Source organism: Salinilacustrithrix flava, assembly GCF_041228405.1.
In the GTDB taxonomy this organism is placed as follows: Bacteria; Actinomycetota; Acidimicrobiia; order Acidimicrobiales; family Salinilacustritrichaceae; genus Salinilacustrithrix; species Salinilacustrithrix flava.
Genome location: NZ_CP133888.1, coordinates 1,979,415 through 2,001,584, shown reverse-complemented (window position 1 = coordinate 2,001,584; position 22,170 = coordinate 1,979,415). Strand labels below are relative to the sequence as shown.

Here is a 22,170-nt window from a genome sequence, read left to right as displayed (position 1 = left end):
GTCGGGAGTCGCGGTCACGATGCGTCTCCGAGGTAGGCGGTGGACAGGGTGGCGGCGACATCTTCGGGACGGCCCTCGGCCTGCACGCGCCCGTGGGACATCACGGCGACGTGATCGGCGATGTCCAGCACGACCGATGCGAACTGCTCGACGAGCAGGATCGACACACCGGTCCGGGCCAGCGCAGTCACCTGCTCGTACAGGTGCTCGACGATGGTGGGGGCAAGCCCCATCGACAGCTCGTCGAGCAGGATGAGCGCCGGATCGGTGGCCAGCGCCCGAGCGAGCGCGAGCATCTGCTGCTCGCCACCCGAGAGGCGACCGGCGAGCACCTTCCGTCGCTCCTTCAGCCGGGGGAAGTGCTCGAACGCGACGTCGAGGGCGTGCCCGGTCTTGACGCCGAAGTGGCTGAGCAGCTTGATGTTCTCGGTGACGGTGAGGTTGGGAAAGATGCCGCGACCCTCGGGCACCATGCAGACGCCGGCCCGGGCGAGTGCATCCGGGCTCGCCCCGACGACGTCGCACCCGGCCATCTCGACGGATCCGCTGGTGGGGCGCATCTGGCCGCTCACCACGGCCAGCGTCGTGCTCTTCCCGGCGCCGTTCGGGCCGAGCAGTGCCACCACGCTGCCCGCCGGCACGTCGAGGTCGACCCCGCGCAGCACCTCGATGCGGTCGTAGGCGGCGCAGACGCCGCGGAGCCGGAGCGCCGGGGCCGTCATACGCCCTCCACCTGGAGCGCTCGATCGAGCACCTCGGCGTGCCGCGGCTCGAAGTCGACCTCGATGCCGAGCTGCTCGCAGTGCTCGGGCAGCTCCTCGTCCTCGGCCGTCGCTGCGGCGAAGCTGCCACGTCCGGACCACAGGTCGGAGAGCACGAGCGCGATGCCGTCGGGCCTGCGAGCCAGGATCAGGCCGATGATGCCGGGTCCGAGCAGGGTGAGGCTCTCCAGGAAGGAGATGTTGTCCGCCAGCACGGGCAGTCCGGCGAGCACGAGGCCGCCGAGGAGGGCACCGCTCACGGCGGTGACGCCACCGAGCACGGCGATGAGGACGAGCGGCAGGCTCTGGAACATCGTGAAGTCGCTGGAGGTCGCCGTGGTGTTGAGACCCGCGAGCAGCGCCCCACCCAGGCCGGCGATGGCCGACGAGAGGGCGAAGGCCGCCATCTTCGTGGTCTTGAGGTCCTGGCCGAGCATCGTGAGCGCAGCGGGGCTGTCCCGCATCGCCGAGAGCTGGCGGCCGAAGCGTCCTCGACGCAGCGCCTGCAGCCCGATGCCCACCGCGGCGAACACGACCGCGAGCAGCACGAAGTACGCGCGGACGCCATCGAAGGACACCCCTGCGACCTGGAGCCGCTCGACGCGCTCCACGCCGAAGTCGCCGAACACGTCCCGGCGGGTGAAGACCACCCGGTCCATGAGCACGGCGAAGGCGAGCGTGCCCAGCGCCAGGTAGAGGCCGCTGAGCCGCAGCGCGGGCATGGCGACGAGCACGCCGACGGCGGCCGCCAGCGCCGGCGCGACGATGAGGCCCACCGGCGAGCCGTCGGCTGCGAACTGGACCACGGCGAAGGCACCGACGCCCGCGAAGGTCATCTGGCACAGCGAGATCTGTCCGGCCCACCCGGTGAGCGGGACCAACGAGAGCGCAATGAGCCCGAGCGCGAGCGCCGGCGCGAGGTCGGTGAGCGTCGACTCCGCGACCGTGGTGGCGATCGCCGTCGCGACCAGGATCAGCGCAGCACCACCCAGGAGCGATGTCCGTGGCGACGGCATCGCCGGCATGCGCATCTCGACCGCGGAGCGGGTCCGAAGCCGGACCTCCGGGAGCGCGAGCAGCACGACGAACAGCATGATCGTGGGGATCGCCAGGCGGATGTTGGCGAACGAACCCGTCGAAGGCAGGTAGCCCACGGCGTAGGACTCGAGCAGTCCGAGGACCATGGCGCCGACGAAGGTGAGGGGGACGCTGCGCAGGCGACCGACGACCGCTGCGGCGTAGGCGTTGACCACGAGCAGGGTGAGCGCCTCGACGTTGAGCTGGAGCACCGGCGCCAGCAGGATCCCGGCGAGGCCGGCGAGCATCGAGCCGAGCGCCCAGCTCAGCAGGCTCATGCGTCCGGGCCGGCCGCCGGTGAGGGCGGTCAGCCCACGGTTGTCGACCACGGCCCGCATCGTGATGCCGGTGCGAGTGCGGAACATCAGCAGCCGGAGCCCGATGGCGACCCCAGCCGCGACCAGGACCGTGATGGCCTGGTGCCAGGTGACGAACACCGGGCCCACGTCGAAGCCGTGCGGGGAGAAGAACCCGTCGACGCGTCGCCCCTCCGGTGGCCAGACGTTGAGGGCCAGGCCCATCAGCAGCAGCAGCATGCCGATGGTGACCACCATGGCGGACACGAAGGAACCCCCTCTGGCGTTCTTGGCCAGGGCGCGCTCCATGAGGACGCCGAAGAGCGGGGCGACGACCAGCAGCACGAAGATGAGGCTGACCGGCGTGGACCAACCCCAGTCGAAGCGCACCTGCCAGTACAGGAACGCCATGATCATGCCGACCGCGCCGTGGGCGAAGTTGAAGACCCCGGACGTGGTGTAGGTCACCACCAGGCCGCTGGCCGCGACGGCGTAGATCGAGCCGGTGACGATCCCGACGATCGTGAAGGCGAAGAGGTCCGTCAACATGGGCGCTCCACGCCGATCACGCCTCGTACTCGTAGACGTAGTCGGGCGAGCAGTCGAAGCCCTCGTCCGGGTGGATGCGCGCGAACTGACCATCCTGGATCTGCACCATGATGAAGCAGCTCTGCTCGGGCCGTGCTTCGCCGACGTCCTGGGGCGGGAGCAGCCCGTCGGCATCCCAGGCGGTCATGGACTCGAGCTCCTGCACGAGGGCTTCTCGGGTGAGGTCGGGCCCGACCGCCTCGACCGCCTCGGCGAACAGCATGGCCCGCGTCCAGGACAGGAGGCCGTTCGAGCTGGCCTCATCGCCGCCGGTCTCGTCGAGCCAGTCGGTGTAGTCCTGCATCGCCGGCACCCGATCGGTCTCCTCGAGGAGGGCATGGGTGAGCGGGATGTAGCTCCCCTCGGCCGCCGGGCCGGCGGCCTCGAGGAAGTCGGCGCTGTAGCCCTGGGTGCCGACCTCCTTGATCGTGAGCTCGTAGTTCTGCTCACGCAGCGCCTTGACCAGGCGCACGATGTTGCTCTGGTCGAGGCTGGTGGCGAAGGCCTGGGCGCCGCGTCGATCCATCTCCAGGACGTGCGGGGTGTAGTTCGACTCCAGCGGCGTCACCGGCTGCTCGTAGACGAAGTCCCAGCCCACCGACCGGCGCATCTCCATCGAGTTGCGGGCCCCCCGCTCGGTCACGGGTGCATCGATGAAGATGAAGGACCCCGCAGTGACGGCGTCGGGGAACTCTTCAGCGAACCAGCGCGCCGGGCCCGAGTTGCCGAAGTCCTCGCTGGTGCGCGGGTAGACGTTCGGCAGCAGATCCACCTCGGGATCGGTGACGTTGGCCGGGATGGTGGGCGTGTCGCAGTTCACCTGCGCGTCGTAGCCGCCGGTGTCGAAGGCGGAGAACGAGCCCACGAGGGCGAAGATGTCGGCTTCGCAGGCCTCCTCGTACGCGAGGCGGTTGCCGTTGTCGCTCGTTCCGGTGTCGAAGACCTCGACCCGGATCATGCGGCCGTGGATCCCGCCCGCCTCGTTGATCATGGCGGCATGGGCCTTCACCGCGTCGGGGGCTGACTTGAACAGGCCGGGTACGACGCCGGTCAGGTCGGCGACCACACCGATGACGATCTCGTCTCCGGTGACCCCCACATCGGTCGCGCCCCCGTTGTCGACGGTGTCCTCGGGCTGGCCGTCCTCGGTGGCAGCAGTCGTGTTGGATGGGGCGGTCGCGGCGGCGTCCGTGTCCGTCCTCGACCCGCAGGCTGCGAGTACGAGCATCGTGGATGCGGTGAGCGCAAGGATGCGTCGGTTCATGGTTCCCCCCGGAACGTGGTCGGGCACATCGACCGTGCGACCTGTCGGACACACCGTAGCGCCTTTCTGGAACAGGTTCTAGCAGAACTGGTACGGTCGTGGCAGCCGAACGCAACTATCCCCGGGAGAACGACGATGGCTCAGCTCGAGGTCCGAGAGGTCGCCGTGCAGTTCGGGGGGCTCCGCGCGCTCTCGGGTGCGAGCCTGGAGGTCGAGGCGGGCCAGGTGACCGGGCTCATCGGCCCCAACGGTGCGGGCAAGACGACCCTGTTCAACGTGATCTGCGGCATCCAGAGCCCCGACAGCGGAAGCGTCGTGCTCGACGGGCAGGACCTGGGCGACACCAAGCCCTACCGGCGCGGTCGTCTGGGGATCGCGCGTACGTTCCAGCGACTCGAGGTCTTCGGCTCGCTGTCCGTGCACCAGAACGTCCTCGTCGCCGCTGAGATCCACCGGCGCGGTCGGTCCGAGAGCCCTCAGTCGGTCGCCGATGCCGCCCTCGAGCGGGTGGGGCTGGCCCACGTGCGCGACGAGCGGGTGGACTCGCTCCCGACCGGACTCGCCCGACTGGTGGAGCTCGGGCGCGCCATCGCCTGCCAGCCGAAGGTCCTCCTCCTCGACGAGCCCTCGTCGGGGCTGAGCGAGGACGAGACCGACGCCTTCGCCGCCCTGCTCGGCGAGCTGACCGACGACGGTCTGGGGATCCTGCTCGTCGAGCACGACGTGGCGCTCGTCATGAGCGTCTGCGCTCGGATCTTCGTCCTGGACTTCGGGCAGATCCTCGCTTCAGGGACGCCGGACGAAGTCCGTGCGCACCCGCAGGTGCAGGCCGCGTACCTGGGGAACATGCCCGTCGACGCCGCCTGAGGGTCCCGACGACGGGATCCCGCCCCGGTCCCACCGGGGCAGACCTCAGAGCTGGAGCACCCGACGGTTCACGGAGACGGCCACCAGGGGCACGGCCACGATCAGCGCGCCGGAGATGCCGATCACCATGGGAGCGCCGAGCGTCTCCGCCATCGCGCCGGCACTGAGCGTGCCGATCACGTTCGCACCCCAGGTCAGCATCAGGCAGCCCATCACGCGTCCGTGGTAGGCCCGCTCGACGATCCGCAGCAGGATCGAGCGCGTCAGGACCACCTGCACGCCGAAGCCCAGGCCGGACACGAACAGCATCGCCAGGGACAGCGGCACCGTCGGCGAGGCCGCGAACCCGATCACGCCCACACCCCACAGCACCACGGCGGCCACGTAGGTGCGGCCCTCGGCCGTGAAGTCCTTCACCAGTGACAGCGCCAACGAGCCGGGGACCGACCCGATGCCCACAGCCATCGACAGCGCACCCAGCACGAAGGAGCCACCGTCGAGGACGTCGCGGGCCATCACGGGCATCAGCGCGAGGTAGACCCAGCCGACGATGCCCGAGAGGATGCTGATCGACACGATGGTGAGCGCGTCACGGTGGGCCCGGATGTAGCGCAGGCCCTCGATCAGGTCTTGCATCGGGCGCGACGCCTCCACACCCTCCCGCGGGGGTACCGCGCCCGGGGTCCGGATCTGCCAGAAGAACCAGACGAAGAGCCCGCACGAGATCCCGTAGACGGCGTAGCCCCCGGCCGAGCCTCCGATGGCCAGGAGCCATCCGGCCAGGAGCGGCCCGACGACACGGGAGATGCCGCCTTGGACCGCCGTCAGCGCCGTGGCGTTGACCAGCTGGCGGGGAGCCACGATCTGGGCGACGTACGCCTGCCGGGCCGAGAGCTCCAGGATCACCGACAGGCCCACACCGGCGGAGAAGACCAGCAGCCAGGCGTAGGTGAGGCGATCGGCCATGGCGAGGCCGACCATGAGGACCATCGACAGCCCGGAGAGGCTGCGGGCGACGATCGGGGTCCTGCGACGGTCCCACCGATCCGCCAAGACCCCGGCAGGGAGAGCGAAGAGGAAGAGCGGCAGGAAGTACACGACGTTCGTCACGCTCACGGCGAAGGCCGAGTCGGTCAGCTCCAGCGCAGTCCAGCCCATCGCCGTGAGGTAGGCCCAGATGCCGAGCCCGAAGACGGCGGAGGCACTCCAGTAGTTGCGGAAGTCCGGGGCGCCGAAGAGCGCCCGCACTCCGTCGAGCATTCGTGGCTCGGCCACCACCGTGGCATCGGTCGACGTCACGTCGCCGCCTCCCCTCGCCCGCGATGGACGGTCACCGGGTCATATGGAACGCGTTCTAGCGTACTGCCGGGGCTGGCTCTTCTCGAACCCGCATCGAGGGCGTGCCACTCACACAAACGAGAACGCGTTGCGTTCTGCGATTCCGAGTCCGAGCCGCGTCTCGGTAGCATTCTCGCCATGCCTGCCCTTCCCGTGGTCTCCGAGCTCACGCCAAAGCAGCAGGCGCGTCGACAAGGCATCATCGACGTCGCCATCGAGATGGCGACCGAGGGCGGGTACGAGGCTGTCCAGATGCGCGATGTGGCGGCACGAGCCGACGTGGCGCTGGGAACGCTGTACCGCTACTTCTCGTCGAAGGACCAGCTGCTCGGCGCGTGCTGGGCGGAGTGGACCCAGCAGCTCGAGAACCGGATCTCGCGCCGTCCGCTCAAGGGCGAGACGCCCTCGGACCGCATCGTCGACTTCTTCGCTCGAGCCAACCGGGCGGTCGAGCGGTCGGGCAAGCTCACCTCCGCGCTCATCATGTCGATGGCGTCAGCCGATCCCGCCACCATCGAACCCCAATCCGAGGTGGCCTCGCTGATGACGCGAGTCGTCCTCGAGGAGCTGGAGGGTCTGGAGCCCGAGATCCAACGCCGGATCCGAGAGGCACTCGGACACGTGTGGTACTCGGTCCTCGTGAACTGGGTGAACGGCCGGCTGCCGATGCGACGCGTCAACCGTGCCCTCGAGAGCGCGACCCGACTGATCATCGACCCCCACGTCTGAGCATGCGCCGTCGGCGTCACTCGTAGACGAGGACACCCCGGATGTTCTTGCCCTCGCGCATGTCCTGGAAGCCCTGGTTGATGTCGTCCAGCGAGTACGTCCGCGTGACCATGCCGTCGAGGTCGATGCGTCCTGCGCTGTAGAGCTCGAGCAGCCGGGGGATGTCCTTGCGGGGGTTGGCCGATCCGAACAGCGACCCGACCACCTGCTTCTCCGACAGGGTCAGGTCGAGCAGCGAGATGTTGTTCGAGGTCTCGGTCGCCGAGTGGATGTTCGTGATCACCACGCGACCGCGCTTGGCGGCCAGCCCCATCACCTGGCCCATCAACGCTCCATCGCCGACTCCCATGGCCATGATGACCTTGTCGCATCCACGCCCCCACGTGGCCTCCTGGATGAGCTCGTGGGCCTCCTCGAGGCTGGCGGCGATGTGGGTGGCGCCGAAGCCCTGGGCCTTCTCGCGCTTCCACTCCACGGGGTCGATGGCGAAGATCTGCTCGGCGCCGGCCAGGGCCGCACCCTGCACCGCAGCCGATCCGATGCCACCGAGGCCGACGACGGCGACCTTGTCACCGGCCTGCACCTCGGCCGCGTAGACCGAGCTCCCCCAGCCGGTGGTGAACCCGCAACCCACCAGGCAGGCGCGGTTCAGCGGAACCTCCTTCGGGACCTTCACGCACGACCACTCGTGCACCACCGTGTGGTGGGCGAAGGTGCCGAGGAGCACCAGCGTGTTCAGGTCCTGCCCGCGTGCGTGGTGGCGCGACGACCCGTCCATCTGGCGGCCGCCCATGATGGCACCGCCGTTGTCGCAGAGGTTCGAGTGCCCGGAGGCGCACGAAGGGCAGGAGCCGCAGGACGGCACGAAGCTGAAGACGACGTGATCGCCGGGCTCCACGAAGGTCACGTCGGGCCCGACCGCCTCGACCACGCCGCCCCCCTCGTGGCCGCAGATGATCGGGAGCGAACCGGGGAGGTCGCCCGTGACGACGTGCTCGTCGGAGTGGCACATGCCGGAGGCGACGAGGCGCACCTGCACCTCGCGTCCCTTCGGCGGGTCGAGCTCGATCGGTTCCACCGACCACTCGGCGCCCTGCTCCCAGAGGATCGCAGCCTTCGTCTCCATCTCGTTGCCCCCGTTCGTCGTGTGGATGGTGGCCGGCGCCCGCCGGCGACCAACGTCTTGGTCAGATGTGTAACGCGTTTCAGTTTTTGCCGCAACCCGTCACCGACGTTGACACCACATCCCCCGGTGGGTTGACTGCGCCGGCATGACCGGCGCGGCTGAGCTGCACTCACGGCTCTGCCTGCGCGAGGTCGAAGTCGACGGCGCGGTCGTCGACGTCGTCATCGACGACGGGGTCGTCACCGCAATCGGGCCACGCGGAAGCGGACGGTCCGAGCGCGCGGCCATCGACGGGGGCGGCGGCGCCCTGATCCCCGGATTGTGGGACCACCACATCCACCTCCTCGCGTTGGCCGCGATGCACGACTCCACCGTCGTGGGACCACCGACGGTGACGTCGAGGGAGGAGCTGTCGGCGACGCTGCGGAAGCGGGCCGCCACCACGGCACCGGGTGACTGGATCCGGGCGGTCGGCTACCACGAATCGATCGCCGGACCGCTCGACCGGGACCAGCTGGACGGGATCGTCGACGATCACCCCGTCCGCGTCCAGCACCGCTCCGGGGCGCGGTGGATCCTGAACTCCGAGGCCGTCCGGCGCGTCGGCCTCGACCGGCGGGCTCTCGACGGCGCCGAGCTCGACGAGACGGGACGCCCGACCGGCCGCCTCCACGGTGCCGACGCCTGGCTCCGGGAGCAGCTGGCCCCGACGTCGCTCCCCGACCTGGCCGGCGTCGGCGCCGATCTCGCCCGCCGCGGCGTGGTCGGGGTCACCGACATGACGCCGTACGAGAGCGTCGCCGAGCTCGAGGCCCTGGCCGGCGCCGTCGTCTCCGGAACGATGCCCCAACACGTCGTGGCGACCGGCGGACCGCCGCTGACCGAGCTGGCGTTCCCTGTGCCCCTCCGACGCGGGCCGGTGAAGCTCGTGATCGACGAGCGGACCTTCCCCGACTTCGACACCCTGACCACCTGGATCGACCGAGCCCATCGGGCCCACCGGCCGGTGGCCGTCCACTGCGTGAGCCGCAGCGCCTTGGCGCTCGTGGTGGCCGCGTGGGCCGAGGTCGGCGCCAGATCCGGCGACCGCATCGAGCACGGTTCCGTGATCCCGCCCGAGCTGCGAGACGAGCTGGCACGGCTCCCGGTCACCGTCGTGACCCAACCGGGCTTCGTGGCAGAGCGCGGCGACCAGTACCTGCGCGACGTGGAGGGCGACGACGTCCCCCACCTCTACCCGTGTGCCTCGCTGCTCGACGCCGGGATCCCCGTGGCCGCCTCGACCGACGCCCCGTTCGGTCGGTCCGACCCGTGGCTCGCCGTGCACGCCGCCGTGCAGCGTCGGACCTCCGGGGGCGTGGCGCTCGGCGAGCGGGAGGCGGTCGACGCCCGACGGGCGCTCTCGCTCTTCCTCGGCGAGCCGGACGATCCGGGGGGACCTGGCCGGGTCGTGCGGCGGGGCGCACGCGCCGACCTGTGCCTGCTCACCGACCCGCTCGGCGTGGCCCTTGCATCTCCAGCCGACGTCCGCGTCCGGGCCACCCTCGTGAGCGGTCGGGTGGTGCACGGACCCACCGACGGCTGACCTGACACCGCCGGTGGCGTGGCGTCAGGTCGGGATGCCGAAGACGCGGAGCGCGTTCTCTCGGAGGAACTTGGGCCACACGTGGTCCTTGAAGGGGACGTCCGGCATGTCGCTGAACTGGCGCTCGAGACTGAGGCCCGCGGGGAAGTACCCGCAGTAGAACACCTTGTCCGCCCCGCGCGAGTTGGCGAAGTCGATGATGTCCTTCGGGTAGTGCTTCGGGGCGAAGGCGCTGGTCATGTAGTGCAGGCCCGGCCACTTGAGCATGAGCTTCGCCGCCAGCGCGGTCCACGGCTCCGCCCCGTGCATCATGACCATCGTCAGCTCGGGGAAGTCGTAGAGCACCTCGTCGAAGTGCTCCACGTACTGCGGCCAGCTCGGCATCCGCGGACCCACGATGCCCCCGTTGATGCAGATCGGGATCCCCAGGTCCACGCACTTCGCGTAGATCGGGTACATCTTCTTGTCGTTCACCGCCACCTGCGGGAACGTCCCTGACGGGAAGCAGGAGACCGAGACGATGTCGTGGTCGGCCTTGAGCTGCTCCATCCGCCGCAGCGACTCCATGCCGTCGTTGGGGTCGACGCGCCCTGACAGGTAGAAGCGACCCGGGTGCTCCTGCTTGGCCCGGATCCCCTTCTCCGTCGCGCCGGTGATGGCGATGTCGATGTTGAACGCGTCCATCTGGGCCACGGTCCAGGCCACGGGGTCCTCGCCGGGATCCACGATGTCGGGCACGTCCTTGAACATGTACTGCGCCGGGAACTCGAAGTCCTCGCGGCTCTGCCGGTCCTTGAGGAGCGGGCGGAAGAAGTCGTAGGTCGCGACCTTCTCCTCGATGCTCTGGTGGGGGAAGCCGATGCCCGGATCCACGATCTTGATGTCGGGAGGGATGCTCACTCGCTCTGCTCCTTCGGGATGGTCGCGCGCAGGCGCACGCGAACGGGATCAGGTGTCACTCCGGTGGGATCGCGCACGCTCCGTCGACGACCCGTACGTCCACACGCCGGCCGACGAAGCCGTCGCGCTCGATGACGTCCAGGTCCTCGACGGTCCAGCCGAGGCCGTTGGCGAGGAAGCGCTCGTCCGGCGCGTCGTCGAAGCGACCGATGGCGATCAGGCGACCGGGGCTGTCGTCTCGGGCGTGCACCACGGTGAAGGTCTCCACCGTTCCCGCTCCGGCCCGCACGACCGGGACGACCGGTGCGTGCTCGAGGTGCCCGGAGTACCGCTCGGGCTCGGCGCCCTGTGGCGGTCCGCCCGGGCGGGGGCGACCCGACCACAGACTGGCCGCGTGCTTGGTCAGGTAGAAGCCGTTGCCGGTGATCATCGCCGTGGCGTCGGGCTGCTCGCGGACGCGGTCGACCATGGTGGCCAGCGAGTGCAGGGTGTAGGCCGAGCCCGGTCCCCCGCCGTAGGGCAGGCCGCCGGTGAGGGTGAAGCCCCGCTCGTCGTCGACCGACAGACCCAGCATCCGGCACGCCATCTCCACCGGTGCTGCGAAGCAGCTGTAGAAGTCGATCAGGTCGACGTCGTCCATCGTGAGGCCGGCCAGCTCGAGCGCGCCCAGGTGGCTGTCGAGCATGGACGGGCACGCAGCGAAGTCGGGACGCGTGGAGGGGAACCACGCCTCCTCGGCGGCGCCATGGCCTCCCCACCAGTGCACCCAGCGGTCCGAGGGGATCCCCAGGTCGCGGGCCCGCTGCTCGGACATGAGGATCAGCGCCGCCGACTGGTCGGTCTGGAGGATGGCGTTGAGGTACTTCGTGTAGGGGAACGCCACCATCCGGTTGGACGGCGTCGGGGTGATCAGCTCCTCGGGACTGCGGAAGTTCGGGTACCAGGCGTGGGGGTTGGCGGCCGCCACCTCGGTGAACCGCGACATGAGCCGACCCACGACCTCTCGGTGCTCGCCCGGCTTGTGGCCGAGGTGGTGGGCCAGCGCGTTCTCGAACAACGGGTAGATGTGGGGCGGTGCCTCCAGGCCGGCCGCTCGTTCGACGTTCATGATCCCCGAGGCCCGCTCGTACTCCTCGCTGCCCGGCACGGGATAGCCACGACGGCCGAGGTAGGTCGGTTCGCCCTCGGAGTGGTCCTGCCAGGTCAGTTCGAGCCCCTTGCGAGCGGCCAGCTCCTGGGAGCGCATGCGGTGCACGCCGGCCAGCACGGCCACCCCGGTGCTGCCTTCGACGATCTGGCGAGCCAGCCAGTTGATGCCGCTGACACCGACCTCGCCGCCTCCGCCGACGTCGACGGAGCGGACCGAGGGGATGCCCAGCGTCCGGGCCAGTGCGTCGCCGACGTTGGTGACCTCCCAGCCCGACGTGCGGATGTACCCGACGGTGTCGATCGCGGCGAGGTCGCCGAGTCCGGCATCGTCGGCGGCCGAGCGGACGACGTGTGCGAGCACGTCCAGCGGTCGCTCGACGTCGGGCGGCGCAGGCGTGCGGTCCTCCCACTGGGCGGAACCGACCAGCACCGGGGTGCGGGCGGGATCGGCGGTGCTCATCGGGTGCCTCCTGCAGCTCTGGAGACCTCGCGGAACGGGAGGTCCTTGTCGACCCGGATGTCCCCGGGCAGGCCGAGCACGCGCTCACCCAGCACGTTGCGCTGGACCTGGTCGGTGCCGCCGCCGATGCGGCCAGCCCAGTGCCCGAGGAAGTTCTCGTGCCAGGCCTCGATGTCCTCGTCGCCACGGGCGAGCATGCCCCAGCTGCCCTCGAGGGCCAGGGCCAGGTTGGCGTACATGGCCGAGTTCTGGGAGTGGGCCAGCTTCATGACCGACACCTCGGGCCCGGGCGGCTTGCCCTGGCTCACGGCGGTGCGAGCCCGCATGCCCAGGTAGGACATCAGCTGGAGGTGGGTGTGGGCCCGGGCGAGGTCCTGGCGCACGACGGGATCGTCGGTGCGGCCGTGTCGCTTCGCCGTGGCATGGAGCGAGCCGAACACGTCCCGGCCACCCCGGCCACCGCCGATCAGCGCCCGCTCGCTGGTGAGGGTGGTCATGGCCACCCCCCACCCGGCGTTGACATCGCCGACGACCCGGTCAGCCGGGATCCGCACGTCGGTCAGGAACACCTCGTTGAAGTGGGCGGCGCCGGTGATCTGGCGCAACGGTCGCACCTCGACCCCCGGGGTGCGCATGTCGAGGAGCAGGTAGCTGATGCCGCGATGCTTGGGGGCATCGGGGTTCGTGCGAGCCAGCAGGATGCCGAAGTCGCTGTAGTGGGCACCCGAGGTCCACACCTTCTGGCCGTTCACGACGAACTCGTCGCCGTCCAGCTCGGCCCGGGTGGAGAGCCCGGCCAGGTCGGAGCCGGCGCCCGGCTCGCTGAACAGCTGGCACCAGACCTCATCACCTCGCAACGTCGGCCCGAGGTGCCGTTGCTTCTGCTCGTCGGTTCCGTGCGCGATCAACGTCGGACCCGCCATCCCGATGCCGACCGCGAAGATCCCCTGCGGCGCACCGACCTTGGCCTCCTCCTCGGCGAAGATCGCCTGCTGCATCCCCGTACCACCACGGCCGCCGTACGCCTGGGGCCAGGTGATCCCCGCCCAACCGGCGTCGTACAGCGTGCGCTGCCACGCCTTGCACCGCTCCACGTGCGCCAGCTCGGCTTCGCTGTGGGCGTCGCTCAGGCTGCTGCCGGTGCGCGTCGCCCCCCGGTCCGTCGGTCGGTTGGCCTCGAGCCACGCGCGAGCCTCCTGGCGGAACTGCACGAGCTCCGGCTCCTCACGGAAGTCCATCTCTTCCTCATCTCCTTGACCCTCGGGTCGCGATAGTCAGAATCTGGTTCTAGGCGTTGCGTCCCACCAGCAGGTGCGCCCGGCCGCGAGCGCTGAGCTGCTCGGCCAGCTCGTCGACATCGGCATCGGTCATCTGCCGGAGCGCGACCTCGCGACGGTCGGGCCGCCACCAGACCGGATCTGCCGTGGCCCACGCCTCCCTGGCGAGGACCCGCTTGAGCACCTTGTTCGTCTGGGTCTCGGGCAGCGAGCTCGCGATGCGGACGAAGCTCGGGAACCACTTGGTGCCCAGGTCGGCCTGGCCTTCGAGGAACTCGACGAAGTCGACGGGATCGAACGAGGAACCGGTGTGGAGCTTGAGCGTCGCCATCACCTCGTCGCCGACGTCGGCAGACGGCACCGCGTACACGGCCACCTGCGACACGGCGGGATGTCGGGCGAGGATGCGCTCGACGGGTGCGGCCGCGAAGTTCTCGCCGTCCACCCGGAGCCACTCGATCGTCCGACCTGCGAAGTACACGAACCCGCTTGCGTCGCGGTAGGCGAGATCGCCGCTCCAGTACATCCCACCCCGCATCCGCTCGGCGTCGGCGCCCTCGTTCTCGTAGTAGCCCTCGAAGGACCCGGAGCCCCGCATGTTGACCAGCTCGCCGATCGCCTCGTCGGGGTTCAGCAGACGGCCATCGGCATCGAACTCGCCCGTGGGCACCGGCTCCCCGGTGGCCTGGTGGAGGATCTCCACGCCCTCCCCGAGCACCCCGATCGAACCGGGTGGCGTGTCCGGGGTCCGCCCCACCGTGACCCCGCCCTCGGTCGAGCCGAAGCCGTCCCGGACCTCACAGCCGAAGCGCCGGGCGAACCTCTCGATGTCGAGGTCCGCAGCCTCGTTGCCGTTCGCCATCCGAAGCGTGTTGTCGAAGTCGTCGGGCTCGGCCGGCGTCGCCAGGACGTACGAGAGCGGCTTGCCGACGTAGTGGAAGAAGGTCACGCCGTAGCGGCGGACGTCGGGGAGGAAGCCGGACGCGGAGAACCTCCGCCTGAACACCATGGTGGCGCCCGTCGTGAGCGATGGCGCCCAGCCGGCCATGACGCAGGCGGAGTGGAAGATCGGCATGCTCAGGTACGAGACGTCCTCGCGGGTCATCATCCCCCGCGCCGCCAGACCGACGCCCGGTCCCGCGATCTTCCGGTGGGTGACGCGCACCGCCTTCGGATCACCGCTGGTGCCGGAGGTGAAGATCAGCATCATCAGGTCACCCGGGTCCGCGTCGACCGACTCCGGGGGCGTGGCGCCACGGAACCCGTCGAGCGCCTCGGCGTAGGCCGGGGAGTCCACGTCGAAGATCCGGTCGCGATCGAAGGGGAGGTCGAGGTCGGCGAGGTCCTCGAGGTACTTCCCTTCGGTGACGATCATCTGGCAGTCGGTCCTGCGCAGGTCGCGGGCGAGCTCCTCGCCGCGCCTCGTGGGGTTCACCCCGACGACCACCCCACCGTTGAGCGACACCGCACCGAGCAGGAACGAGTAGTCGGGGACGTTGTCGAGCAGCACGGCGACGTGGAACGGTCCCGGCGCCCGAAGCGCGGACAGCCATGCCGCGCGGACCGCCGACTCCTGCACGTGCTCGGCCCAGGTCCACGAGTCGTCCTCGAAGACGAGCCCGGTCTTGTGGTCGTCGCGGCGGGCCAGGAGCAGGTCGGCGACGCTGACGTCGGTCACGACGATGCTTCGCGGGGCTGTGCCTCGGCGGTGCGGTAGTCGCCGAACCCACCGTCGCGCTGGGACAGGGCAGCGGTGAGCCCCTCCTCCCGGACCGCGGACGTGAACTCGTGCATGCTCTGCTGGTGCGTGCCCAGCGCGCAGAGCTCGGTGCCCGACCGGATCGCGGTGCGCAACCCCATGATCTCCATGCCGCGGTGGACGATCCGCTTGTTGAGCTGCACGACGTCGGTCGGGACCCGGGCGATCTTCGCGGCGATCTCGATCACCCGCTCGTCGAGCTCGTCGACGTCGAAGGCGGCGTTCGCCCATCCCTTCTCGACGGCTTCGAGACCGGAGATCGAGTCTCCGGTGATCATCATCTCCATGGCCTTGCGCATCCCGAGGAACCAGGCGTGGAAGTGCATGTCGGGCACGCCGAAGCGCACTGCGGGGTACCCCATCTGCGCGTCCTCCGCGACGTAGACGAGGTCGCAGCAGGTCGCCAGCTCGCTGCCGCCGGCCAGGCAGTAGCCGTGGACCTGCGCGATCACCGGCTTGGCCAGGTCCCAGATGCTCATCCAGCCCTCGGTGACGTGCCGGGGCCAGCTCCCGTCGCCACCCGGCGTGTAGTAGGGCATCTCGTGGCCTTCGTTGCCGCCGGCGAGGTCGTACCCCGCCGAGAAGCTGGGGCCGGCACCGCGGACGATCTGCACCCGCACCTCGGGGTCAGCATCTCCCTCACGGAGCGCCTGCAGCAGCTGGCCCCGCAGCGGGTGGTTCAGCGCGTTGCGCTTGTCCGGTCGGTTGAGGGTGACACGCCGGACCCCGGGAGACGGTTCGTCGACCGCCACGACGGTGTAGTTCGGGTAGTGGATGGCATCGCTCATTCGCCCTGTCCTCGCTGTCCGGTGGATGGTTGTCGATCACGTTCTGGATGGTGCGTTCGAGGCTGACCGGCGCCGATCAGCGCAGGACGCCGGCCTCGGTGAGTCGCTCGAGGTCGCCCGCCTGCAGACCCAGCACCCGGCCGAGCACCTCAGCGGTGTCCGCGCCGAGACAGGGCGCGCTCTCCGCGGTGCGCTGCTCGAGTCGCGACATCCGCACGGGGTTGCCCACGTGCCGCTCCCGACCGACGGCGGGATGCTCGAGCGTGACGATGAACTCCCTCGCGGCGAGGTGCGCATCGGCGTGGTGGTCGTTCGGACCCATGACCGGCATGGCCGAGACACCGGCAGCCTGGAGCACCTCGGCGGCGTCCTCGCCGGTGCGGGTCGCCGTCCACTCGGAGAGGCGGCCGTCCAGCTCGTCGCGTGCCGCGAGGCGACCTTCGGCGGTCGCGAGGGCCGGATCGGTCCCCCACCCGACGGCTCGGCACAGCCGATCGAACGCGTCGTCGTCGCACACCGCGATGGCCACCCAGCGGTCGTCGCCCGCACTCGGGTACACGCCGTGCGGCGCGTGGTCGGGGTGGCGGTTCCCACGTGGTTCGGGGTCCCGCCCGGTGAGGCCGGCGCCGAGATAGACCTCGCCGAGCAGGTACGCAGCCGATTCGGTCTGGGCCATGTCGAGGTGCTGCCCCTCGCCGGTTCGCTGGCGGTGGTCGATCGCCGCCAGCACCGCAGCCGCCAAGAGCTTCCCGGCGATGTGGTCGGGGTGGTTCAACGACGTGCCGCACGGATACGGGGCATCGGGGTGGTTCCAGAGCACGTGCACGCCGGCGAAGCCCGAGTTGAGCGGTCCGTACGCCGGCATCTCCCCCAGCGGCCCGCCCCGCCCGTAGCCCTGTGACGACGCGTAGATGAGGTCGGGCTTGACCTCGCGCATCCGCTCGTAGCCGAGGCCGAGGGACTCCATGACGCCGCCGCGCATGTTCTCCGCGACGATGTCGGCGCTGGTGCTCAGCCGGAAGGCCAGATCGCGGCCTTCCTGGCTGGTCAAGTCGATGGTCACGCTCTTGTGACCGCGGTTCTCGGCGTTGAACGCGAATGACTTGTCCAGGTCTCCGCTGCCGCCGGCGAAGCGCAGGCCGTCCGGACGGGCCACCGACTCGACCCGGATGATCTCCGCGCCCAGCTCGGACAGCACCATCGACATCTCGGGCACGACGGCCATGACACCGAACTCGACGACCCGGACGCCCTCGAGGAGCAGCTCGCCCTCCAGCGGGGCGGCGTCGGGCTCCGCCGAGCGGGCGGCGAAACCGCTGGAGGCACCCGCCTCCGGCGCGGGGCGACGCAGCGACGCCGGCGTCGCCGACAGCGTGACCGGGAACGTGGCGATCGGCGCATCGACCGGGCCCGCCCGACCCGAGGTGTCGAAGAGCTGCCGGGCTCGGGTCTGGGGGTGGGCGACGAACTCCGAGGGTTGGTGGAGCACCCCGATCGTCGTGCGCAGCTCCAGCGCCTCCTCGAACAGCTCCTTGCGGCTTCGGTCGGTGAGCCGTTCCTGGGCGAGCATCCGGATCACATCCGAGTTCATCAACCGGAAGGCGGAGTCGTTCCACTCGTCCCCGCTGAGCACGGGGTCGTCACGCAGCAGGTGGACGAAGCCCTCCCACTGCTTGGGACTGCCGATGACCGTGCGCACCCAGCCGTCGCTCGCCGGCAGCACCCAGTAGTTGCCCTCCGCGTTGCGGGTGCCCTCGCTCGGCAGGTGCGGAGTGATCCTCTTGTAGTCCTCGAGGCAGAGCGACCAGACGTTGGTGCCGGCCAGCGCGGCCTCCTGCACGCTGATCTCGACCTGCTGGCCTCGCCCGTGGCGGCGACGGTCGAGCACCCCGGCCAACGCGCCGACGATCCCGTAGACCGATGCGCAGTCGTGCGCCAGGTAGCCCGGTGCCGAGCACGGCGCCAGATCCGGGAAGCCGCTGGCGTGCAGCGCACCCGACGAGGCCAGCGCCGGCAGCGGCTCCAAGCGCCAGCCGGCACGCGGACCGTCGAGACCGAGATCGGTCAGCGCCACGCTGACCACCTGCGGGTGATCGCGCTCGAGCGACTCAGCGTCGAGGCCGAGCGCGACGCGCTCGTCGGCGTGGAGGTTCTCGATCACCACGTCGGCGCCGGCGAGCAGCTCGCCGAGGCGTTGCCGACCGTCGGGCTGGTGGATGTCGAGCGTCACGCCCGACTTGTTGGCGTTGCGGTAGGCGTGGGCGAGGACTGCGTCGCCCACGGGCTGGTGATCGGGTGCGAGGACCTTCACCACGTCGGCGCCGAGGTCGGCGAGCATGCGGCCGCACAGCGCGCCCCGCAGGTCGGTCAGGTCCAGGACCCGCATCCACGACAGCGGACTGTTCGAGCCTTCACTCACGTCTGGCCCTGTCGTGCCGTCGCGGCTTCGACCGCGACGAAGTCGGGATCGCGACGCTCGGCGAACGCCGTCAGCGCCTCGACGTTCGCCGGTGATCCCAGCAGGCGGCGGAACGCCTCGTTCTCCCGCTCGCGTGCCTCACGGATCGCCGGCCGCATCGGCTCGACGACGGTCCTCTTGACCTCCACCAGCGACGCGATCGGCAGACGAGCCAGGAGCCGCGCGTGGTGCATCGCCGTGTCCAGCAGCTCGCCCGGTGGGCACAGCTTCCACACCAGGCCCATGTCGAGGCACTCCTCGGCGCTGAGCCACTCCGAGCTCAGCAGCGCCCACATGGCGTGCTGCCGTCCGACGAGGGCGGGGAACGTCGCGCTGCTCGCGGCCTCGGGAGCCACGCCCAGGCTTGCGAAGGGGCACTTCAAGCGCGCGTCGGTGGACATCAACGCGAGGTCGCACAGGCCGAGGACGGTGGCGCCGATGCCGACACCGAGCCCGTTCACGGCGCAGATCAGGGGCTTGCCGAACTCGGTGAGCGTGTCGATCAGCCCGCTGAACCCGTGCCGACCGAGCGTGGTCGTGCCGTCGCTCATCCCGGCCATCTCGAGCAGGTCGGTGCCGGCCGAGAAGGCCCGGCCGGTGCCGGTGAGCACGACGACAGCAACGGAAGGATCGTCATCCGCCTCGAGCAGCGCGTCGGTCAGGGCGTCATAGAGCGCCTCGTTGAAGGCGTTGAGCGCGTCGGCGCGGTCCAGCTGGAGGAGACGGACACGATCGGTGTCTTCGATTCGCAGCACGTCTGTCCCCTCGTCGTCCCCCCGTGGCTGACAGGCGTCACACTAGAACGCGTTCCATTGCGGGGCAAGCAGACCCTGTCTGCTGCGCTCGGTTCAGCGCGGGCTGACGTGCGGCGCGGTGGAGCCGGCGAGCTCCATGGCGGGCATCCCCAGCTTGCTGTGGTCCCACGAGCGGATGCGGACGGGGTCGACCCGGACGCCGACGCGCTTCGCGAGCATCGCCTCGACCATCGGTCGGCTCTCCTCGGTGTACGGGCCGGTGTAGCGCTCCCACACCTTGACCCCGACCGTCCAGATCTCGTCGGGATCCTCGCTGACCACGGCGTCGCCCTCGATGCACACCCCACGGAGCTGGTCGTAGGTCGCGCCGTTCTCGATGGAGACGCTGATGCGGGCATCCCGGCGGAGGTTGGCCACCTTCTGGGACTTGGCCTTGGTCTCGAACCAGATCTTGCCGTCGATCACGGCGTACCACATCGCCACCAGGTGGATGTGCCCGGTGGGGCCGATGGTCGCCATCGTCGCCGTCCGGTTCTGCTCCAGGAACTGCGTGATCTCCTCGTCGGACATGGTGATCCGGGATCGCTGGTTCGTACCCATCGTCTTCCTTCCGGCTGCTCGCGCGAGCGCGAGGTCGTGTGCGACTTCTGGCCGCCATGGTGCCCGACGTCACGGCTTCCCTGCTCCGCCGCCTCGCTCAATCGCTGGAAGGGCGCTCCCGGACGGGCCGGACGGATGCGCGCTACACGCCCCGGAAGACCGGCTCCCGCTTCTCCAGGAACGCCCGCGGCCCCTCCTTGGCGTCCTCGGAGGACATGACCGCGGAGCCGTACCGCTGCTCGATCTGGAACGCCTCCTCCTCGGGGAGGGTCTCGGTCTCCCGCAGCGTGGCAACGATCGCCTTCACCGCGAGCGGGCCGTTCTTGCAGATCCGCTCAGCGATCTCGCGCGCCTTGGCGACGGCCTGGCCGTCGGGAACCACGTGGTTCACCAGCCCGAGCTCGAGCGCTCGGGACGCCGGCAGGTCCTCGCCGGTGATCAGCATCTCGGCGGCCACGGCGTAGCCGATCTGGCGCCGCAGCCGCACCGCCGATCCCGCCATCGGGAACAGACCCCGCTGCACCTCGGTGACGCCGAAGACGGCGCTCTGGCCGGCGACGCGGATGTCGGTGCCCTGCAGGATCTCGGTGCCGCCGGCGCGGGCAAAGCCCTCGACGGCGAGGATCACCGGCTTGGTGGGGCGGTAGGTCTTGAGGAAGGCACCCAGCGCGATGCGCTTGTCGCCCATCACCCGCTCCATCCACTCGTTCTCGGGTACGCCCCGACGGAGCTTCTCGATGTCACCGAGATCCATGCCTGCGCAGAACGTCGTGCCGTTGCCGGTGAGGATCACGGTGCGCAGGTCGTCGTCCTCGTCGAGCTGCTGCCAGGCGTCGAACAGGCGGCACATCACCTCGCAGTTGACGGCATTGCGCTTCTCCGGACGGTTCAGCGTGACGGTGAGGAGGTGCCCGTCCTTCTCGACGATGACGGCGGGATCAGACATGTGCGGGGTCTCCTGGTGCGCTGACGGTTCCTGCGAGCGGGCCGACCCTAGGTCTTGCTGTCCGGGGGTTGAGGTTGCAGGTCCCTCTACAGAGGGGCCTGGTGATGGACCCTGTGGTTCCTTCCACAGATCCAAAGGAACCCATCACCATGACCACCTCTGCAGAGATCATCTACCACCGGCGCGTCCGGTTGCTTGATCTCGCTGAAGAACTCGGCAACATCTCCGCCGCCTGCCGCCAGATCGGCGTGTCCCGCACCCGCTACTACGAATGGAAGAACACCTCCGAGCTCTACGGGCTCGAGGCGCTGTGGCCCAGAGACCGGCGCCGCCCGGCCCAGCCCAGCGAGACCCCGACCCACGTGGTCGCCGACCTGCTCGCCGTTGCCGTAGTCGAGCCGACGCTCGGCTGCCGCCAGCTCGCCGACCGGCTCCAGGAGCTGGGCTATGAGATCGGCAAGACGACCGTGCAGCGGATTCTGGTCGACCACGGCCTGGGTCGGCGCCGCCAACGCATCGCCCGGGCTGCGGCAATCGCTGCGCTGGCCGGGATCATTACCGAACCGGTCACCGAAGCGCTGGGCGAGCCGTTCGGGTTCTGCCACTGGGCCGGCCACCCTGGCGATCTCGTGGCCGTGGACAGCTTCTACATCGGCAACCTCAAAGGCGTGGGCAAGGTGTACCAACTCACCGCCGTGGACACCTGCACCCGATGGGCGATCGTGAAGCTCATCATCGGGCCGGTCACCACCGCCGACACGATCCGCTTCATCGACCACGTCCGCACCACGATGCGCCGCCTTGGGATCCCGCTCCGGCGGGTGCTGTCCGACAACGGACCCGAGTACAAGGGACTCGCGTTCCGGCACCACCTCGCCGAGATCGGCATCGACCACGTCCGGATCCCGCCCCGCTCACCGAACCACAACGCCGTGTGCGAACGGTTCCAGGGCACGATGCTCCAGGAGTGCTGGCGGCCAGCGTTCCACCGACGCCACTTCAACTCGGTCCGCCAGCTCCAGGCCGAAGCCAACGCCTGGCTGATCCGCTACAACACGCGGCGACGCAACCACGGCGACTACATGGCCGGCCGCAAGCCCTCCGAGATCCTCGACACCCACCGCCGCCGCCAAGCAGCATGACCATCAACCACAGGGCCCATCTGTCACCTCGAACCCCGGCCTGGAAGCCCTAGGTCCGAGCGAATCGGCACCGCTCGTGCGCGCCGCTGGCGGACGACTTCTCGCTGTCCTGCCCCGGCGCACCTGGAAGGCACCCACCTGACCGCACGGAGTCCCGGACAGGTCCGTTGGAGGACCCGTCGGAAGACGGCCGAAAAGCAGAAGGCCCCACTCCGAAGAGTGGGGCCTGACCTGCATTTTCGATGGTGGCGGGGGCACCGGCGACTGCGGCCAGCAGCCGTGCCTGAACGGCGTCAGCCCTGTTC

18 protein-coding genes are annotated in these 22,170 nt (G+C 69.9%); 4 read left to right on the top strand and 14 right to left on the bottom strand.

Annotation, left to right across the window (positions count from 1 at the left end):
• Positions 1-14 precede the first annotated feature (14 nt).
• Genes RGQ06_RS09940 through RGQ06_RS09930 form a run of 3 tightly spaced genes read right to left on the bottom strand, consistent with a single transcriptional unit; the run spans position 15 to position 3,986 of the window.
• Positions 15-722: an ABC transporter ATP-binding protein gene (locus RGQ06_RS09940; protein WP_432430305.1), complete on the bottom strand. Its 708-nt coding sequence runs from the start codon at positions 720-722 to the stop codon at positions 15-17.
• A complete protein-coding gene (locus tag RGQ06_RS09935; protein ID WP_432430306.1) occupies positions 719-2,683 on the bottom strand; it encodes an ABC transporter permease subunit in 1,965 nt (654 codons plus the stop codon). The genes RGQ06_RS09940 and RGQ06_RS09935 overlap by 4 nt, the downstream gene beginning before the upstream one ends.
• A 16-nt stretch (positions 2,684-2,699) precedes the next feature.
• Complete coding sequence (locus tag RGQ06_RS09930; RefSeq protein WP_432430307.1) at positions 2,700-3,986, bottom strand: ABC transporter substrate-binding protein; 1,287 nt, start codon at positions 3,984-3,986, stop codon at positions 2,700-2,702.
• Between the two features lie 135 nt (positions 3,987-4,121).
• Here RGQ06_RS09930 and RGQ06_RS09925 point away from each other — a divergent pair, with 135 nt between their 5' ends.
• The gene (locus tag RGQ06_RS09925; RefSeq protein WP_432430308.1) at positions 4,122-4,853 is read left to right on the top strand and encodes an ABC transporter ATP-binding protein; all 732 of its coding nucleotides are present in this window, start codon (positions 4,122-4,124) and stop codon (positions 4,851-4,853) included.
• Between the two features lie 45 nt (positions 4,854-4,898).
• On the opposite strand, the gene RGQ06_RS09920 is transcribed toward RGQ06_RS09925, so the two are convergent.
• Positions 4,899-6,152: an MFS transporter gene (locus tag RGQ06_RS09920; RefSeq protein ID WP_432430309.1), complete on the bottom strand. Its 1,254-nt coding sequence runs from the start codon at positions 6,150-6,152 to the stop codon at positions 4,899-4,901.
• Between the two features lie 177 nt (positions 6,153-6,329).
• Here RGQ06_RS09920 and RGQ06_RS09915 point away from each other — a divergent pair, with 177 nt between their 5' ends.
• Positions 6,330-6,920, top strand: coding sequence for a TetR family transcriptional regulator (locus RGQ06_RS09915; RefSeq protein ID WP_432430310.1), 591 nt, complete (start codon positions 6,330-6,332; stop codon positions 6,918-6,920).
• 16 nt (positions 6,921-6,936) lie between these two features.
• Here the strand turns inward: RGQ06_RS09915 and RGQ06_RS09910 are convergent, their stop codons facing one another.
• A complete protein-coding gene (locus tag RGQ06_RS09910; RefSeq protein WP_432430311.1) occupies positions 6,937-8,046 on the bottom strand; it encodes an NDMA-dependent alcohol dehydrogenase in 1,110 nt (369 codons plus the stop codon).
• Positions 8,047-8,191: 145 nt separating this feature from the next.
• Here RGQ06_RS09910 and RGQ06_RS09905 point away from each other — a divergent pair, with 145 nt between their 5' ends.
• Complete coding sequence (locus tag RGQ06_RS09905) at positions 8,192-9,631, top strand: amidohydrolase family protein (protein WP_432430312.1); 1,440 nt, start codon at positions 8,192-8,194, stop codon at positions 9,629-9,631.
• A gap of 24 nt (positions 9,632-9,655) precedes the next feature.
• Here the strand turns inward: RGQ06_RS09905 and RGQ06_RS09900 are convergent, their stop codons facing one another.
• From RGQ06_RS09900 to RGQ06_RS09860, 9 genes are all read right to left on the bottom strand, one after another.
• Positions 9,656-10,531 carry an amidohydrolase family protein gene (locus RGQ06_RS09900; protein ID WP_432430313.1) on the bottom strand — a complete coding sequence of 292 codons (876 nt, stop codon included), beginning with the start codon at positions 10,529-10,531 and terminating at the stop codon, positions 9,656-9,658.
• 55 nt (positions 10,532-10,586) lie between these two features.
• Positions 10,587-12,140, bottom strand: a complete 1,554-nt coding sequence (locus RGQ06_RS09895; RefSeq protein ID WP_432430314.1) for a hypothetical protein — start codon at positions 12,138-12,140, stop codon at positions 10,587-10,589.
• Positions 12,137-13,378 (bottom strand): acyl-CoA dehydrogenase family protein, encoded by a 1,242-nt coding sequence (locus RGQ06_RS09890; RefSeq protein ID WP_432430315.1) that lies wholly within the window; start codon positions 13,376-13,378, stop codon positions 12,137-12,139. Before RGQ06_RS09890 ends, RGQ06_RS09895 begins: the two co-directional genes overlap by 4 nt.
• 49 nt (positions 13,379-13,427) lie before the next feature.
• Positions 13,428-15,095 carry a long-chain-fatty-acid--CoA ligase gene (locus tag RGQ06_RS09885; RefSeq protein WP_432430316.1) on the bottom strand — a complete coding sequence of 556 codons (1,668 nt, stop codon included), beginning with the start codon at positions 15,093-15,095 and terminating at the stop codon, positions 13,428-13,430.
• Positions 15,092-15,964: an enoyl-CoA hydratase-related protein gene (locus RGQ06_RS09880; protein ID WP_432430317.1), complete on the bottom strand. Its 873-nt coding sequence runs from the start codon at positions 15,962-15,964 to the stop codon at positions 15,092-15,094. Before RGQ06_RS09880 ends, RGQ06_RS09885 begins: the two co-directional genes overlap by 4 nt.
• Before the next feature lie 76 nt (positions 15,965-16,040).
• Positions 16,041-18,350, bottom strand: coding sequence for a CoA transferase (locus RGQ06_RS09875; RefSeq protein ID WP_432430318.1), 2,310 nt, complete (start codon positions 18,348-18,350; stop codon positions 16,041-16,043).
• 29 nt (positions 18,351-18,379) lie between these two features.
• Complete coding sequence (locus RGQ06_RS09870) at positions 18,380-19,177, bottom strand: enoyl-CoA hydratase/isomerase family protein (protein WP_432430319.1); 798 nt, start codon at positions 19,175-19,177, stop codon at positions 18,380-18,382.
• Between the two features lie 93 nt (positions 19,178-19,270).
• Entirely contained in the window at positions 19,271-19,777 is a 507-nt protein-coding gene (locus RGQ06_RS09865; RefSeq protein ID WP_432430320.1) for a pyridoxamine 5'-phosphate oxidase family protein, read from the bottom strand.
• A gap of 142 nt (positions 19,778-19,919) precedes the next feature.
• Complete coding sequence (locus RGQ06_RS09860; protein ID WP_432430321.1) at positions 19,920-20,723, bottom strand: crotonase/enoyl-CoA hydratase family protein; 804 nt, start codon at positions 20,721-20,723, stop codon at positions 19,920-19,922.
• A gap of 149 nt (positions 20,724-20,872) precedes the next feature.
• Between RGQ06_RS09860 and RGQ06_RS09855 the strand changes: the two genes are divergently transcribed.
• Positions 20,873-21,865, top strand: coding sequence for an integrase core domain-containing protein (locus tag RGQ06_RS09855; RefSeq protein WP_432430660.1), 993 nt, complete (start codon positions 20,873-20,875; stop codon positions 21,863-21,865).
• Positions 21,866-22,170: the final 305 nt, after the last annotated feature.

Bases quoted from the DNA above. Each gene is read 5' to 3' on its own strand.
- RGQ06_RS09865 (WP_432430320.1), bottom strand. From the start codon at position 19,777: ATGGGTACGAACCAGCGATCCCGGATCACCATGTCCGACGAGGAGATC.
- RGQ06_RS09910 (WP_432430311.1), bottom strand. From the start codon at position 8,046: ATGGAGACGAAGGCTGCGATCCTCTGGGAGCAGGGCGCCGAGTGGTCG.
- RGQ06_RS09875 (WP_432430318.1), bottom strand. From the start codon at position 18,350: ATGCGGGTCCTGGACCTGACCGACCTGCGGGGCGCGCTGTGCGGCCGC.
- RGQ06_RS09940 (WP_432430305.1), bottom strand. From the start codon at position 722: ATGACGGCCCCGGCGCTCCGGCTCCGCGGCGTCTGCGCCGCCTACGAC.
- RGQ06_RS09890 (WP_432430315.1), bottom strand. From the start codon at position 13,378: ATGGACTTCCGTGAGGAGCCGGAGCTCGTGCAGTTCCGCCAGGAGGCT.
- RGQ06_RS09880 (WP_432430317.1), bottom strand. From the start codon at position 15,964: ATGAGCGATGCCATCCACTACCCGAACTACACCGTCGTGGCGGTCGAC.
- RGQ06_RS09895 (WP_432430314.1), bottom strand. From the start codon at position 12,140: ATGAGCACCGCCGATCCCGCCCGCACCCCGGTGCTGGTCGGTTCCGCC.
- RGQ06_RS09915 (WP_432430310.1), top strand. From the start codon at position 6,330: ATGCCTGCCCTTCCCGTGGTCTCCGAGCTCACGCCAAAGCAGCAGGCG.
- RGQ06_RS09855 (WP_432430660.1), top strand. From the start codon at position 20,873: ATGACCACCTCTGCAGAGATCATCTACCACCGGCGCGTCCGGTTGCTT.
- RGQ06_RS09935 (WP_432430306.1), bottom strand. From the start codon at position 2,683: ATGTTGACGGACCTCTTCGCCTTCACGATCGTCGGGATCGTCACCGGC.
- RGQ06_RS09905 (WP_432430312.1), top strand. From the start codon at position 8,192: ATGACCGGCGCGGCTGAGCTGCACTCACGGCTCTGCCTGCGCGAGGTC.
- RGQ06_RS09930 (WP_432430307.1), bottom strand. From the start codon at position 3,986: ATGAACCGACGCATCCTTGCGCTCACCGCATCCACGATGCTCGTACTC.
- RGQ06_RS09925 (WP_432430308.1), top strand. From the start codon at position 4,122: ATGGCTCAGCTCGAGGTCCGAGAGGTCGCCGTGCAGTTCGGGGGGCTC.
- RGQ06_RS09860 (WP_432430321.1), bottom strand. From the start codon at position 20,723: ATGTCTGATCCCGCCGTCATCGTCGAGAAGGACGGGCACCTCCTCACC.